Annotated in this window: 15 protein-coding genes; 3 read left to right on the forward strand and 12 right to left on the reverse strand. The window is 62.8% G+C overall.

Annotated features, from left to right (window positions below; genetic code table 11):
- Positions 1–135 precede the first annotated feature (135 nt).
- Positions 136–855, forward strand: coding sequence for a 16S rRNA (uracil(1498)-N(3))-methyltransferase (locus E3Z29_RS00125; protein ID WP_134784857.1), 720 nt, complete (start codon positions 136–138; stop codon positions 853–855).
- A 121-nt stretch (positions 856–976) separates the two neighbouring features.
- On the opposite strand, the gene E3Z29_RS00135 is transcribed toward E3Z29_RS00125, so the two are convergent.
- Positions 977–1,879 carry a transporter substrate-binding domain-containing protein gene (locus tag E3Z29_RS00135; RefSeq protein WP_134784859.1) on the reverse strand — a complete coding sequence of 301 codons (903 nt, stop codon included), beginning with the start codon at positions 1,877–1,879 and terminating at the stop codon, positions 977–979.
- 41 nt (positions 1,880–1,920) lie between these two features.
- The gene (locus tag E3Z29_RS00140; protein WP_134784860.1) at positions 1,921–3,165 is read right to left on the reverse strand and encodes a D-amino acid dehydrogenase; all 1,245 of its coding nucleotides are present in this window, start codon (positions 3,163–3,165) and stop codon (positions 1,921–1,923) included.
- Positions 3,166–3,273: 108 nt separating this feature from the next.
- Here E3Z29_RS00140 and E3Z29_RS00145 point away from each other — a divergent pair, with 108 nt between their 5' ends.
- Positions 3,274–4,191, forward strand: a complete 918-nt coding sequence (locus E3Z29_RS00145; protein ID WP_096795746.1) for a LysR family transcriptional regulator — start codon at positions 3,274–3,276, stop codon at positions 4,189–4,191.
- A gap of 130 nt (positions 4,192–4,321) precedes the next feature.
- Here E3Z29_RS00145 and E3Z29_RS00155 read toward each other — a convergent pair whose 3' ends face one another.
- Complete coding sequence (locus E3Z29_RS00155) at positions 4,322–4,939, reverse strand: hemolysin III family protein (protein ID WP_007964065.1); 618 nt, start codon at positions 4,937–4,939, stop codon at positions 4,322–4,324.
- Positions 4,940–5,081: 142 nt separating this feature from the next.
- Here E3Z29_RS00155 and E3Z29_RS00160 point away from each other — a divergent pair, with 142 nt between their 5' ends.
- The gene (locus E3Z29_RS00160) at positions 5,082–5,996 is read left to right on the forward strand and encodes a LysR substrate-binding domain-containing protein (RefSeq protein WP_134784861.1); all 915 of its coding nucleotides are present in this window, start codon (positions 5,082–5,084) and stop codon (positions 5,994–5,996) included.
- Positions 5,997–6,107: 111 nt separating this feature from the next.
- On the opposite strand, the gene madM is transcribed toward E3Z29_RS00160, so the two are convergent.
- From madM to mdcA, 9 genes are all read right to left on the reverse strand, one after another.
- A complete protein-coding gene (gene madM, locus E3Z29_RS00165; RefSeq protein ID WP_134784862.1) occupies positions 6,108–6,872 on the reverse strand; it encodes a malonate transporter subunit MadM in 765 nt (254 codons plus the stop codon).
- Between the two features lies 1 nt (position 6,873).
- The gene (gene madL, locus E3Z29_RS00170; RefSeq protein ID WP_003229065.1) at positions 6,874–7,290 is read right to left on the reverse strand and encodes a malonate transporter subunit MadL; all 417 of its coding nucleotides are present in this window, start codon (positions 7,288–7,290) and stop codon (positions 6,874–6,876) included.
- A gap of 66 nt (positions 7,291–7,356) precedes the next feature.
- The gene (gene mdcH / locus E3Z29_RS00175) at positions 7,357–8,277 is read right to left on the reverse strand and encodes a malonate decarboxylase subunit epsilon (protein ID WP_134784863.1); all 921 of its coding nucleotides are present in this window, start codon (positions 8,275–8,277) and stop codon (positions 7,357–7,359) included.
- Positions 8,274–8,894 carry a malonate decarboxylase holo-ACP synthase gene (locus E3Z29_RS00180; RefSeq protein WP_134784864.1) on the reverse strand — a complete coding sequence of 207 codons (621 nt, stop codon included), beginning with the start codon at positions 8,892–8,894 and terminating at the stop codon, positions 8,274–8,276. The genes mdcH and E3Z29_RS00180 overlap by 4 nt, the downstream gene beginning before the upstream one ends.
- The gene (gene mdcE, locus E3Z29_RS00185) at positions 8,888–9,673 is read right to left on the reverse strand and encodes a biotin-independent malonate decarboxylase subunit gamma (protein WP_134784865.1); all 786 of its coding nucleotides are present in this window, start codon (positions 9,671–9,673) and stop codon (positions 8,888–8,890) included. The genes E3Z29_RS00180 and mdcE overlap by 7 nt, the downstream gene beginning before the upstream one ends.
- A complete protein-coding gene (locus E3Z29_RS00190; protein WP_134784866.1) occupies positions 9,670–10,521 on the reverse strand; it encodes a biotin-independent malonate decarboxylase subunit beta in 852 nt (283 codons plus the stop codon). The genes mdcE and E3Z29_RS00190 overlap by 4 nt, the downstream gene beginning before the upstream one ends.
- Positions 10,514–10,813, reverse strand: a complete 300-nt coding sequence (locus E3Z29_RS00195) for a malonate decarboxylase subunit delta (RefSeq protein WP_007964081.1) — start codon at positions 10,811–10,813, stop codon at positions 10,514–10,516. Before E3Z29_RS00195 ends, E3Z29_RS00190 begins: the two co-directional genes overlap by 8 nt.
- Positions 10,813–11,685, reverse strand: coding sequence for a triphosphoribosyl-dephospho-CoA synthase (locus E3Z29_RS00200; protein WP_134784867.1), 873 nt, complete (start codon positions 11,683–11,685; stop codon positions 10,813–10,815). Before E3Z29_RS00200 ends, E3Z29_RS00195 begins: the two co-directional genes overlap by 1 nt.
- Complete coding sequence (gene mdcA / locus E3Z29_RS00205) at positions 11,685–13,355, reverse strand: malonate decarboxylase subunit alpha (protein WP_134784868.1); 1,671 nt, start codon at positions 13,353–13,355, stop codon at positions 11,685–11,687. Before mdcA ends, E3Z29_RS00200 begins: the two co-directional genes overlap by 1 nt.
- Positions 13,356–13,419 lie beyond the last annotated feature (64 nt).

Genomic DNA, 13,419 nt, shown 5'->3' on the forward strand with positions numbered 1-13,419 from the left:
TTGTGGCGCCTGAACTGCCGCTTTCGCGAGCAAGCTCGCTCCCACAGGGAAATGCATTCCAAATGTGGGAGCGAGCTTGCTCGCGAATGAAGTCGACACCGATCCAACTGATTCACATCTTTCCAGAGACCCGAAATGAGACTGTCCCGCTTCTTTATCGACGCCCCCCTGAGCACTGGCGAACACGAGCTGCCGGAAGCCCAGGCGCATTACATCAGCCGCGTGCTGCGCATGGCCGAGGGCGATGCGGTGCAGTTGTTCGACGGCTCCGGCCATGAGTTTCGCGGCTCGCTGGTGGAGGTCGGCAAGAAACGCGTCGTCGTGCAGATCGACGAGCAGTTAGCCGGGCAGATTGAATCGCCGCTGCAGATCCACCTCGGCCAGGGCCTGTCCCGGGGCGAACGCATGGACTGGGCGATCCAGAAAGCCACCGAGCTGGGCGTGACGGAAATCACCCCGATCTTCAGCGACCGCTGCGAAGTGCGCCTGAAGGACGAACGTGCTGACAAACGCCTGCTGCACTGGCGTCAGGTGGCGATCAGCGCCTGTGAGCAGTGCGGTCGCTCGCGGGTGCCGGTGATTCATCCGCCGGTGCTGCTGGCGGACTGGATCAAGCAGACCGAAGCCGAGCTGAAACTGGTGCTGCACCCGGTGGCCGAGCCGCTGGTGAGCCATGCCAAACCGGCGACGCTGGCGTTTTTGATCGGGCCAGAGGGTGGTTTGTCGGATGACGAGGTCGAGCAGGCCAAGGGCAACGGTTTCCACGCCGCCCGCCTCGGCCCACGCGTGCTGCGTACCGAGACTGCGCCGGTGGTTGCACTGGCGGTGGCTCAGCAGCTTTGGGGGGACTTCTAGGGCCTCTTCGCGAGCAAGCCCGCTCCCACATTGGATTTCAAGTGAGCACAAATTTTGTGCACACCCGAGAACTATTGTGGGAGCGGGCTTGCTCGCGAAGAGCTTCACCTCGGTCTGACTGTCACTCCACCGGATCACTGACTGGCCTGGCAATGATCGCCTTCAACTCGCTGGTCATCGGAAACTCCAGGTTCAACCCCTTTGGCGGGATCGGCTGTTCGAACCACTTACGGTAAATCCCGTTGATCTCCCCCGAGCTGTACAGATCGGCCAGCGCGTCGTTCACCAGCGCGAGGAATTGCGGATCATCCTTGCGCACCATGCAGCTGTAGATTTCCCGCGATTGTTCCTCCCCCACCACGACCCAGTTGTGCGGGTCCCGCGCCTTGGCCCGCTCGCCGTAGAGCAATGCGTCGTCCATGTAGAAGGCCGCTGCCCGTCCCGACTGCAGCATCTGGAACGCCTCGCCGTGATCCTTGGCGCTGATCACGAACATGTTCAGTTTGTGGTCGAGGTTGTAGCTCTTCAGATAGCGCTCGTTGGTGGTGCCGGCGGTGGTCACCACGTTCTTGCCGCGCAGGTCATCGAAGCTGTGAATGCCGCTGTCCTTTGCGGTCAGCAACTGCCCTTTTACGTAGATGAAACCGTAGGAGAACGCGACCTGTTTCTGCCGCTCGGCCGTCACCCCGGTGGAGCCGCACTCAAGATCAACCGTGCCGTTCTGCACCAGCGGAATCCGCGTCTGCGACGTCACCAGGTTGTACTTCACCTTCAGCTCCGGCAACGCCAGTTGCTGCTTGATCCGCTCGACAATCTTGCCCGCCAGCTCCACCGAATACCCCATCGGCTGTCCGGTGTGATCGCCCACATACGAGAACGGCACCGACGCATCGCGATAGCCCAGGGTGATGCTGTTGGCGCTGGCGATCTTGCCAAGCGCGCCGGTCAGCGGCACTTCATTGGCCTGCGCCTGGGCGCCGATGAACAGCGCCAGTGTGCAGCCGAGCAACGTGATTTTTTGCATTGTTATTCTCCGTTGTGGTTGGGGTGTTTGAGCAGAAACCGTCACGCCGCACGGGGATTGAAGCCGTGCAGATCAATGGATGTACGCTGCTGGCCGATCAGTTCGCTGAGCAACTGCCCGCTGCCGCAGGCCAGGGTGAAACCGAGCGCGCCGTGGCCGAGGTTGAGCCACAGATTGCGATACGCCGTGGCGCCCAGCAGCGGTACGCCGGTAGGAGTGGCCGGGCGCATGCCCCGCCCACTCCACACAGCCGCGTCGTAATTGCCGGCATCGGGAAAGGTGTCGCGGGCCTGGCGCTTGATCAGTGCCAACCGCTCGGGATCTACCGCCGGGTCGAAACCGACGATGTCCACCATCGCCGCCACCCGTAACTGTTCGCCGATGCGCGCGTAGACGATCTTGCGGTCGTAGTCGGTGATGCTCACGTCCGGCGCCCGATGCCCGTTGCCGATCGGCACGGTCAGGCTGTAACCCTTCAGCGGATACAGCGGCACGTGCAGGCCGGGCAGCGCCAGCAAAGAGCTTCGGTGCCCGGCGGCGATCACCAGTTGGTCGACCGGCAGGGTTTCGTCGCCAAGCTCAATGGCGGTGACGGCGCCGTGGCTGTGACGAATGCCGGTGACTGCCTGACCGAGACGAAACTCACAACGGCCCGACGCCTTCAATCGCACCGCCAACTGCTGGCAGAAGGCGTGACAGTCGCCGACTTCTTCATCCGGCGTGTAGATCGCGCCCACAAACGGCGCCTTGGTCAAGGCCGGTTCCAGCTGCGCACATTCGGTGGCGGACAACACCTGTTGTTGCTGCGGATCGGCCAGGCCCTTGCGCGCATGGTCGAAACTGACGGCATTGCGAAAAGTCACCAGTTTGCCGTTGCGCCGCCAGTTGAAACCGGTGAGTCCGTCATCCTCGCGCCAGCGTTTCAGCGTGCTCTGGCTGAACAGCGCCAGACGCAACAGATGCCCCGCGTTTTCGCGGTTGACCGAGGTTCGGCAGGCGGCGAGAAACGACGCCATCCAGCGCCATTGCGCCGGGTCCAGACGCGGGCGCAGCTTGAGCGGTGAGTCGCCGCGCAGCATCCAGCCGATCGCCTGCAACGGCACGCCGTCATCGGCCAGCGGCGCCACATAGCGGTAGGACAACTGGCCACCGTTGGCGAAGCTGGTTTCGCTGCCCAGCGACTGCCGCGCCTCGACCACTGTCACTTCGAAACCATCGCGCACCAGCGCATAGGCCGTTGCCAACCCGATCACGCCGCCGCCGATGATGCACACACGCTGAGCCATGTCCGTCCCTATTTCTATGTGAAGACGAGGCTGAGGTTAGGGTGAGGTGACAGGCGCCGAACAATGAATAAAGATGCCAGACCTATAAACAAAGGTTATGGACTCGCCATGCGCCTTCGCCACATCGAGATTTTCCAGGCCATCCGCCAGACCGGCTCGGTCAGCGCCGCTGCGCAATTGCTGCACGTCTCGCAACCGGCGGTGACCAAAGTGCTGCAGCACGCCGAGCAGCAGTTGGGCTTTCCGTTGTTTCTGCGGGTGCGCGGTAAATTGCAGGCGACCCCGGAAGCGCTGGAGCTGGAGCGCGAAGTCGACAAGGTCACGGAAAGTCTGCAAGGCGTGCGGCGCCTGGCACAGAGCCTGCGCCGCGAACCCGGCCACAGCCTGCGGATCGGCGCGACTCCGGCGCTGGCGCTGTCGCTGCTGCCGCCGGCGATCCGGCAATGGACGGCACAGTTCCCGGACATCGCCTGCGAACTGTCCAGCGCCCACAGCCGCGAGTTGATGCAGAACCTGCTGATGCGCGAAGTGGACGTGGCCCTGACGTTGCAGTTGCCGGATCACCCGGGGCTGAAAGCGCAGCCGCTGGCGGCGGGGGTGCTGGTGGCGTTGGCGCCAAAGGACTTCTGGCCGCCGGCAGACGTCGGCAAACCGCTGCCACTGATGGCGCTTGCGGATGTGCCGCTGATTGGTTTATCCAGCGCCGATCCATTGGCGGCAAGGCTCGACAGCTATCTGGAAGCGGTGGAGCCACCGCCACGGGTGCGGATTGCCGTGCAGACCTATTCGCTGGCACGGGCGATGGTCGAGTCCGGCGCCGGCGTCGCGGTGATCGATCCGTTCACCGCATTGGGCGCCTCTGTGGCAACCACCACCCTCCGCCCCCTCGCCCCGCCACTGCCGATCACTTTGTACGCCGTGACCCGCGCCAGCGAGCCACCACCGCATACGCTCAACGATCTGCTGCAGATTTTCAGCCAGCGAGCTCAGCAACAACTCAATAACCTGCACTCGGCACAAGTCTGATGTGGGAACACAATCTAATGTGGGAGCGGGCTTGCTCGCGAATGCGGTGTGTCATTCAACAGAGATGTTGTCTGAACCAACGCATTCGCGAGCAAGCCCGCTCCCACAGGGAGATTGGGGACAATTCCGGTTAGAGGACATAAAACAGAATCGCCACAAAGTGCAGCAGACTCCCGGCGATCACGAACAGATGCCAGATCCCGTGCGCATGCCGTAACCGGTGATCCAGGGCAAAAAAGATAATGCCCACGGTATACAACACCCCGCCCGACGCCAGCCAGGCAAACCCTGCCGTGCCCAACGCCGCAATCAACGGTTTGACCGCCACCAGCACGATCCAGCCCATCACCGCGTAGATCACGATCGACAGGATCCGCGCTTCCGAGCGTGGTTTGATCTCCTGCAGGATGCCGATCAGCGCCAGCCCCCAGACAATCCCGAACAACGTCCAGCCCCACGGCCCGCGCAGCGTCACCAGGCAGAACGGCGTGTAGCTGCCGGCGATCAGCAGGTAGATCGAAAAGTGATCGACCTTCTTCATGATCGCTTTCTTGCGCCCGCGCACGCTGTGGTACACGGTCGAGGCGCTGTAGAGCACCAGCAAGGTAAAGGCGTAGATCGCCACGCTGACGATCTTCCACGGACTGCCGTCGAGGCTGGCAATCACCAGCATCCACACGCCGCCGATAAATGCGGCCACGGCCCCGACCAGATGCGTCCAGGCGTTGAGTTTTTCCCCGTGATACATGTGTCGCTCACCTCGTTATTCGTTACCGCAGCGCGCAAGGCTCGGGCCTTGAGCGTAAAAGCGCAATGTTTCTGTTCAACGCGGACCTGCGCACGCCACGGTAATTGGGCACAATCGGTCGATACCAAAAAGAGTCCGCGCCATGCTGATCGACGAAGAATTGACCCTGAAAAAACTCGAGGTGTTCCTCGCCTTCATGCGCACCGGCAACCTGGCGCGCGCCGCTGTCGAGTTGCAGACCAGCAATGTCAGCGTGCACCGGGCGATCCATTCGCTGGAAAGCGCCCTGCGCTGCCCGCTGTTCAAGCACGAAGGGCGCAACCTGACGCCCCTGGAAAGCGCCTACGTGCTCGAAGAACGCGCGCAGAAGCTGATCCAGGACGTGGTCGAGAGTGTGCGCCTGACCCGCGAGGCCGCCGGTTTCTCCGCTGAACGCTTCAAACTCGGCTCGCTGTACTCGCTGACGGTGAAAACCGTACCGCAACTGATCATGGGCCTGAAGATCCGCCGCAGCGAACTCAACATCGACCTGATCCTCGGTTCGAACATCGACCTGCTCTACAAGCTGAAGAACATGGAAGTCGACGCGATTCTGGTGTCGCTGGACGACACGGTCAGCGACCCGGACTGCGAGCAGATCCCGTTGTTCTCCGATGACATTTTCCTCGCCACGCCGGCAGATTCAAGATTCGCTCAACGCAGTGAAGTCGATCTGGCAGAGGTGCGCGATGAAACCTTCATCACCCTGACCCAAGGCTTCGCCACCCATCAGGACGGCATTCGGGTGTTCAAGCAGGCGGGGTTCGAGCCGAAGGTGGCGATGCAGGTCAACGACATCTTCACCCTGCTGAGCATGGTCAGCTCGGGGGTGGGTTATGCGTTGCTGCCAGGAAGGATTGCGGCGGTGTACGAGAACCGGGTGAAGCTGATTCCGTTGCAGGAGAAGTATCGGTTGCAGCAGCACATTGGTGTGGTGTTTCTCAAGGCCAAGGAGCGCGATCCGAATCTGCTGGCGTTGCTGGCGGAATGTCGGATGTATGCCAATCGCCAGACTTGAGACCGAGTCGCGCCCTTCGCGAGCAAGCCCGCTCCCACAGGGGAACGCATTCCAAATGTGGGAGCGGGCTTGCTCGCGAAAGCGTCAGGTCAGACAACTGAAATTCCGGATCTAGCCCACAATCCCGCGAACAATGAAGAACAACAGCGACGGCCCCAGCAAACAGCCAAGCCCAGTATGGAACGTAGCGGTCAACGCCCCATAAGGCACCAACCGCCGATCCGTCGCCGCCAGGCCCGCGGTAACCCCACTCACCGTCCCGGCCAGACCACCGAACACCATCGCCGAGCGCGGGTTATCCAGGCCCATCCAGCGCGCCGCGACCGGCGTGCCGACCATCACCAGAATCGCCTTGATCAACCCGGTAGCAATCGACAGCGCCATCACATCCGAGGTCGCGCCAATCGCCGCACCAGTCACCGGTCCGACGATGTAGGTCACCGCGCCCGCGCCGATGGTGGTCATGCTTACCGCATCGCGATAGCCGAAGGCCCAAGCCATACACGCGCCGACAATGAACGGCAGGATCGTACCGAGCAGCAGCGCGATCACGCCAATCAACCCGGCCTTCTTCGCCTCGGTCGCCTGCACTTCGAACGCCGTGGCGACAATCGCGAAATCCCGCAGCATCGCACCGCCCATCAGGCCGATGCCGGAGAACAGCGTCAGATCCGCCAGGCCTTTCTGGCCACCGGTCATGGTGCCGCCGACCCAGGCCAGCACCAGACCGATGACGATGGCAATCGCCGAGCCGTGAATGCGCCCGAAGGTCAGGCGTTTCGAGAGAATCACCGAGACCCACATGATCACGCCGACGAAGGCGAAGGCAGTGACCAGACCGTTGTGTTCCAGACCGTTTTCAATGAGTGCCCACATGTCAGCGACCTCCTACCGGGGTGCCGACCGGAGTGACTTCCACCGGTTCGTCGGGCAACGGTTCGCCTTTATGGGTGCGGCTGATCAAGGCAATCGTGCAACCACACACCACCACCGAACCGATTGCCGCCAGCACCGCCACCGGGCCACCGTGCAGGGCGGTGACGACGTTCTGTTGCGCGGCCATCGCCACCACCACCGGAATGTACATTGCGCCCCAGAAGCCGACGCCCATTTCGCAATCCTTGGTCATGCCGCCGCGTTTCTGCATCCACAACCGCGCGCAGATCAACAGGATCATGGCGATGCCGACCCCGCCGACGTTGGATTTGACACCCAGCAACACGCCAAGCATGTCACCCATGATCACCCCTGCCAGCGTACAGATCGCCAGCAGCGCCACACCGTAAATAATCATTGTTGTAGTCCTCAAAGTGCATCGTCGAATGTTGTTTTTGTTGTTCGAAGCCTGAGTCGCGGCAGTTTATGGTCGGCGGCCACCCTCCTCTCGCAACAGCGCCTGCAAGGTGTCCAGACGCGCACTGTCAAAGGCAGTGACCGTGCCCGATTCAAACACCCGGCGCGCCAGCCCGGTCAGCACCGCACCGGGCGGCAGTTCGATTTGTAAACGTACGCCGCGCTCGTAAGCGCTTTGCACGGTGCCGCGCCAGTCCACCACGCGGCACATGTTGAAGGCGAGGTCGTCGCGCAAGGCATCAGGCTTGATCAGCGGACGCGCGCGGCTGCCACTCAGGTAAGCGATTTTCGGGGGCTTCAGTGCAACCTTGGCGAAGGCTTCGGCGAGGGTTTGCGCCGGCGCTTCCAGCAACGGACAGTGTGACGGCACGCTCACCGCCAGGCGTTTCGCCAGACCGGCGCCACGACTGCGCGCCAGTTCCGCCACCGCTTGCATCGCCTTGTCGCTGCCGGCAATCACCACCTGGTTATCGGCATTGATGTTGGCCAGATACACCGGCGACTCCGCGCTGTGCACCTGCGCCAGCAGCGTTTCGACGGTGGATAATTGCAGGCCGATGATTGCGGTCATGCCAAAGCCTTGTGGATAAGCCTGCTGCATCAACTCGCCACGCAGGCTGACCAGATTTAACGCATCGCTGAAGCTCAATGCCCCGGCGACCACCGCTGCCGGGTAGGCACCGATGGACAGACCGGCGACGTAATCCGCTTCCAATTCGTCCTGTAGCAACTGCCGCGAGGCAGCGACCCCGGCGATCAACAGGCACAGCTGAACCGCCCGGGTGCTGCGCAACGCGTCGGCAGAATCGAGCAGCGCGACATCTTCACCGAGCACGTCGCTGGCCTCGGTCAAGGTTTCCCGAGGCAAACGCAGGAGCATGCCCGGTTGCTGCGCGCCCTGGCCGGGGAACACCAACAGGCTGCTCACGCTGCCTGCTCCTGCGGGTTCCACGGATCAGTGACCAGACAGGCTTGATGGGCGTTTTTCAGCAGCACCCGTGCAGACCCGCCGGCCCATTCGCGCAACGCGACTGCACCGAACGGCGTCTGCAATTGCATGTCGACCCGGCACACGGCTTGATCAAAAACCGCGACCAGTTTGCGTGCCTGATTACGCGTGATCAGTTGCGGTGTCCGCAGAATCAGATCGAGGTCACTGGCCGCGTGCATCGCGGTAAAACCACTGGCCAACTCAAACCCGACACTGCCGCTGACACCCCAGACCCAACCGCAGTCATCGAGCATTGGCCGCAGTTGTTTGAGGGCCTGCATCACTGGCAGATCGCGCTCGCAATCGACATGACTAAGCGCTTCGGGGCTGACCCGACAGGCAATCGAATCGAGCGCCATAAACGCCGCCAGCCGCTGCTCACGCAACACACCGCGAATGCCCACCGCGACCCAAGCTTCAGCGCTCACCGCTCGCCGCACGACCACCGGTTGCCCGGCAGCCAGCGATTCGACTGCCCACTGTGGCGCATCCGCCGGCAGCTGCGCCGGGGTCATGCCCCACAGCAGATCGTGGGCCAGTGGCAGGTTCACCACTGCGCCCTCAGCAATTCACGCACGCGGCTGGACGCTTCACGATTTTTCGCGCCGAGACGCTTGCGCAAGTCAGTGCTGGAGATATCGACGATGGCCTGTTTCAGGCATTCGGTCACCCGCGCCAGATCCTCCGCCGTCGGCTGCTCGATCTGCTGCACCGAGAGGGTTTCCCAGAGCAATCCGAGGCTGGCGTAGCTGTCGATGTCATAGGCCATTGGCGGCACGCTGGCGGACAGTGCTTCCAGTTCCTCGACACTGCGCAGCGTCACTCGCGCCGCCGAGGCCTTGCCCATCGCATGCACCATCACCCCTGGATCGCGCAGGGCAATCAAACGGTTGGCCTGATAGCCGTGAGCGAGAAACGCCCCGGACATGGCCTTGCCCACCAGCAGCGCAATCACCGGATGCCCGGCCAAACGCGCGCGGGCATAACTGTCCGCCGCACCGGCCAGGGCCTGATGAATGCCGAGGGCTTCTTCGCGACGACCGTAAGCCTGGCTCGGAACATCGACGATGGCGATGATCGGGCGCTTCTGCGCTTCGTCGCGATCTGCCGTGATCACGTCATCCACAGCCTTGGCCAGACCCCAGCCTTCGAGCAAGCCAACTTCACCGTTGCGAGCCCGTGGGAAACGGTTGTCCGGGTCAGCGACCACCGCGATAAACCGCCCAAGTTCGCCATCGGCCACTTGCAACGATGGCGGCAAACCTTCTACGGCTTTCGCGCCCGCGCTCAGGGCGTTGAACCAGTTCAAACCGCGCACGGAATAACCACTCATGAGCGCTCTCCTTGATACAGATCGCGAACCACCGACGGCTCGATTTGCTTATCGGTGTCCAGGCTCGCCAGACGTTGCAGGAACCATTCGGCGCGCTGACTGCGCGGCTGAGCAGGCAAGCCTTGTTGCAACAACTCGCCCACCTGCTGACGAATCTGCGCCACATCATCGGCGACATAACGATCCACCAGACCACTGGCGAACCGCTGCTCGCCACCAGTCAGGCTCCAGATGAAGGGCCGGTCGCGGGAGTCGTATTCCTCGATCCCGGCTTCCTGCTCGATCACCTGCGGCCCGTTCAAACCGAGACGCGCTTCCTGAGTCACCAGCAAATAACTGCACAGCGCAGCGGCAATCGACATGCCGCCGAAACAGCCGACGCTGCCCGCGACCACACCGACCACCGGTTGGTACTGCTGCAAATCGACAATCGCCGCATGAATATCGGCAATCGCCGCCAGCCCGAGGTTGGCTTCCTGCAAACGCACGCCACCGGTTTCCAGCAGCAACACGGCGCGGGTCGGGATGCCTTTGCGGTTGTCTTCGGCGGCCAGTTCCAGCGCGCCGGCAATCTTCGCTCCGCCGACTTCGCCAAGGCTGCCGCCCTGGAACGCGCCTTCGATGGCGGCGATCACCACCGGCAGGCCATCGAGGCTGCCCTTGGCGATCACCACGCCGTCATCGGCTTGCGGCACCACGCCCTGGCGCTCGAGCCACGGCGACATGACCCGTTGAAACGGGTCGAGTAATTCACGGAAGGTCCCGGCGTCGAGCAAGGCTTTCGCCCGTTGCCGCGCCCCGAGTTCGACGAAGCTGTGTTTGTGCAACAGCGCTGCGCTGTCAGTCATGGCCGATCTCCTCGAAACCTTGTTCCAGACGCAGACGCACCACCCCCGGCGTGGCGCCGAAATCGTGAATATCGATGGCCATCGCCGGTGGCGTGGAGCCGTCGAACATCCGCGCAAACAGATGTTGCCAGCGCTGCTGCGCACCGTTGACCGAGGTCTGCACATTGATCGTCAGCTTGCCGGCCAGCCCCGGTTCGATCAGCACTTCCAGATCGCCCGAGCCGACACAACCGACCAGCGCGCGCCCGCGTGGCGGCTGCCCGGCGGGGAATTCAAAGGATAAGGTTTCCATCAAAACGCTCCCTGAAAGATGCCGTCGCGCTCGATACGGTCGAGCAGCAGCGTGGCGGCGAGCAAGTCGGCGGCGCCACCGGGCGAGGCATTCAATGCGATGAGTTGTTGATCCAGTTCGTGCAGGCGACGACGCCCGGTGAGGCTGGCGCTGCCGCCAGCGTCGAGCACCGCTTGCGCGCCTTGTTGCATGGCGTGCAGGCCTTGTTCACCGGAGCGGTAGAGCACGCAGGTGTCGGCCAGATCGGTCATGATCGCCAGCAGCGCATCGAGCCGGGCGTTCTGTTCGCCGTGACCGTTGGCGCGGCTGCGTTTGAGTTGTGGCAGGCCACGTTGCAGCACGGACGGGAAGCCGAGTTGCGCTTCCTCACGGGCACCGCGTGCGCCGTAACGCAGGGCGACTTGCGCGCCGTGGCTCAGCGGTTTTGGTGCGTAGCGGTCATCGAGTAATGCCAGACGTGCGGCGCGCAAGGTGACGGCGTTGGCGCTGCAGGATTTCGGTTCCAGCGCAGCGGCGGTCACCAGTAATCCCAGTGCCCAAATGGCGCCGCGATGGGTATTCACCCCGTTGGTGGTCGCGAGCATCGCTTGCTCGCCTTCACGGCCGATGCGGCCAATCGCTTCGCGTAACGTTGAATCGACTGCGCCGATTTCAGCTGCGGCTTCAGCCATTTCCTTGAACGCCGGCCACAACGACAACGCCGAAGCGTGCATCAGGCCCAGGTGCAGATCGGTGTGCGCGCCGTTGCCACGTCGGTCGACCAGCGCAGGTTTCGGCGACAGATCGGCTTCGTCGATCAGCGCATCCACCGCCAGATCGGCCAGACGTTCGCTCAGGCTCAGGGGTTTCGCTTGCAGGTTGAGTGCGTGCATTACCAGCTCCTGAACTTGGCGGGCGGGTTGTACAGGCCGCCGGACCACTCGACCAGATCGGCCACGCTTTTCGCCGCCAGCAGTTCGCGGGTGGCGTCGGTGCGGCGGATGCCGAGGTCTTCGGGCAAGGCGATCAGGCCTTCGCGGCGCATGCGTTCGGTGTCTTTCGGGTTGTGGCGCAGGCCGATGGCAGTCACGCCCGCAACCGCAGCGATCATCGCTTGGCGTTCTTCCAGCGAGCGCGCCTTGTACAGGTAGGCGATGCCTTCCTCGGTGAGCAGGTGGGTGACGTCGTCGCCGTAAATCATGATCGGCGCCAGCAGCATGCCGCTTTTCTTCGCCACTTCCACCGCGTCGAGGGTTTCGACGAAGGTCGGTTTGCCGCCCTCCTGGAACGTCTCGACCATTTGCACCACGAGTTTCTTACCGCGTTCGAGCATCGGTTGCTGTGCATCGTCGTGGCGCATGTCGAGCCACGCCGGGGTGCCGTGACGCCGACCGCGCGGGTCGTGGCCCATGTTCGGTGCACCGCCGAAACCGGCGAGGCGGCCACGGGTGACGGTCGAGGAATGGCCGTCGCCATCGACCTGCAACGTTGCGCCGATAAACAGGTCGACCGCGTATTGCCCGGCGAGTTGGCAGAACATCCGGTTGGAACGCAGCGAGCCGTCGCGCCCGGTGAAGAACACGTCCGGGCGCGCGGCGATGTAGTTTTCCATGCCCAGTTCAGTGCCGAAGCAATGCACGCTCTCGACCCAGCCGCTCTCGATCGCCGGGATCAGCGTCGGGTGCGGGTTGAGCGTCCAGTTCCGGCAGATCTTGCCTTTGAGGCCGAGGGATTCGCCGTAGGTCGGCAGGATCAATTCGATCGCGGCGGTGTTGAAACCGATGCCGTGGTTGAGCGACTGCACGTTGTGTTTTTCGTAGATCCCGCGAATCGCCATCATCGCCATCAACACGTGCACCGGTTTGATGTGCCGTGGGTCGCGGGTGAACAGCGGTTCGATGTAGAACGGCTTGTCGGCCACCACCACGAAATCCACCCATGACGCCGGAATATCCACGCGAGGCAGTTCGCTGACGTCATCCACCAACTGATTGACCTGGACGATGACAATGCCGTCGCTGAATGCCGCCGGTTCGATCAGTGCCGGGGTGTCTTCGGTGCTGGGGCCGGTGTAGATATTGCCGGCGCGGTCGGCCATGAACCCGGCCGAGAGCACGACGTTGGGAATCAGGTCCACCACCAGCCGCGCATAGAGTTCGATGTAGGTGTGAATCGCGCCGATTTCCAGCAGGCCGTCTTCGAGCAACTGGCTGATGCGCAGGCTCTGGGTGCCAGCGAAGGAGAAATCGAGCTTGCGGGCGATGCCGCGTTCGAACAGATCAAGGTGCTCGGAGCGACCAACGCTGGGCATGATCATGTGCAGATCATGCAGCTTGGCCGGATCGGCTTTGGCCAGCGAACGGGAAAGGAAATCCGCCTGCTTCTGGTTGTTGCCCTCCAGCACCACACGGTCGCCGGGATGGATCAACGCTTCGAGTGCGGCGACGATCTTGTCGCTTGGCAGTACCACACCGTCGGCCAGCCCGCGCACCTTGTCGAGACGCCGCTGCTTCTCGTCACGCCGCCGCGTCCAGCGCGAGTCGGGGGAAATTGTTGTTGTCATGCTCACTCCACGGGGTTCGCTGTCGTGGAGCTACGTTAGGCGTGTGGGGTGGGGGCATCAATCA

The organism is Pseudomonas sp. S150 (assembly GCF_004526365.1).
In the GTDB taxonomy this organism is placed as follows: Bacteria; Pseudomonadota; Gammaproteobacteria; order Pseudomonadales; family Pseudomonadaceae; genus Aquipseudomonas; species Aquipseudomonas putida_A.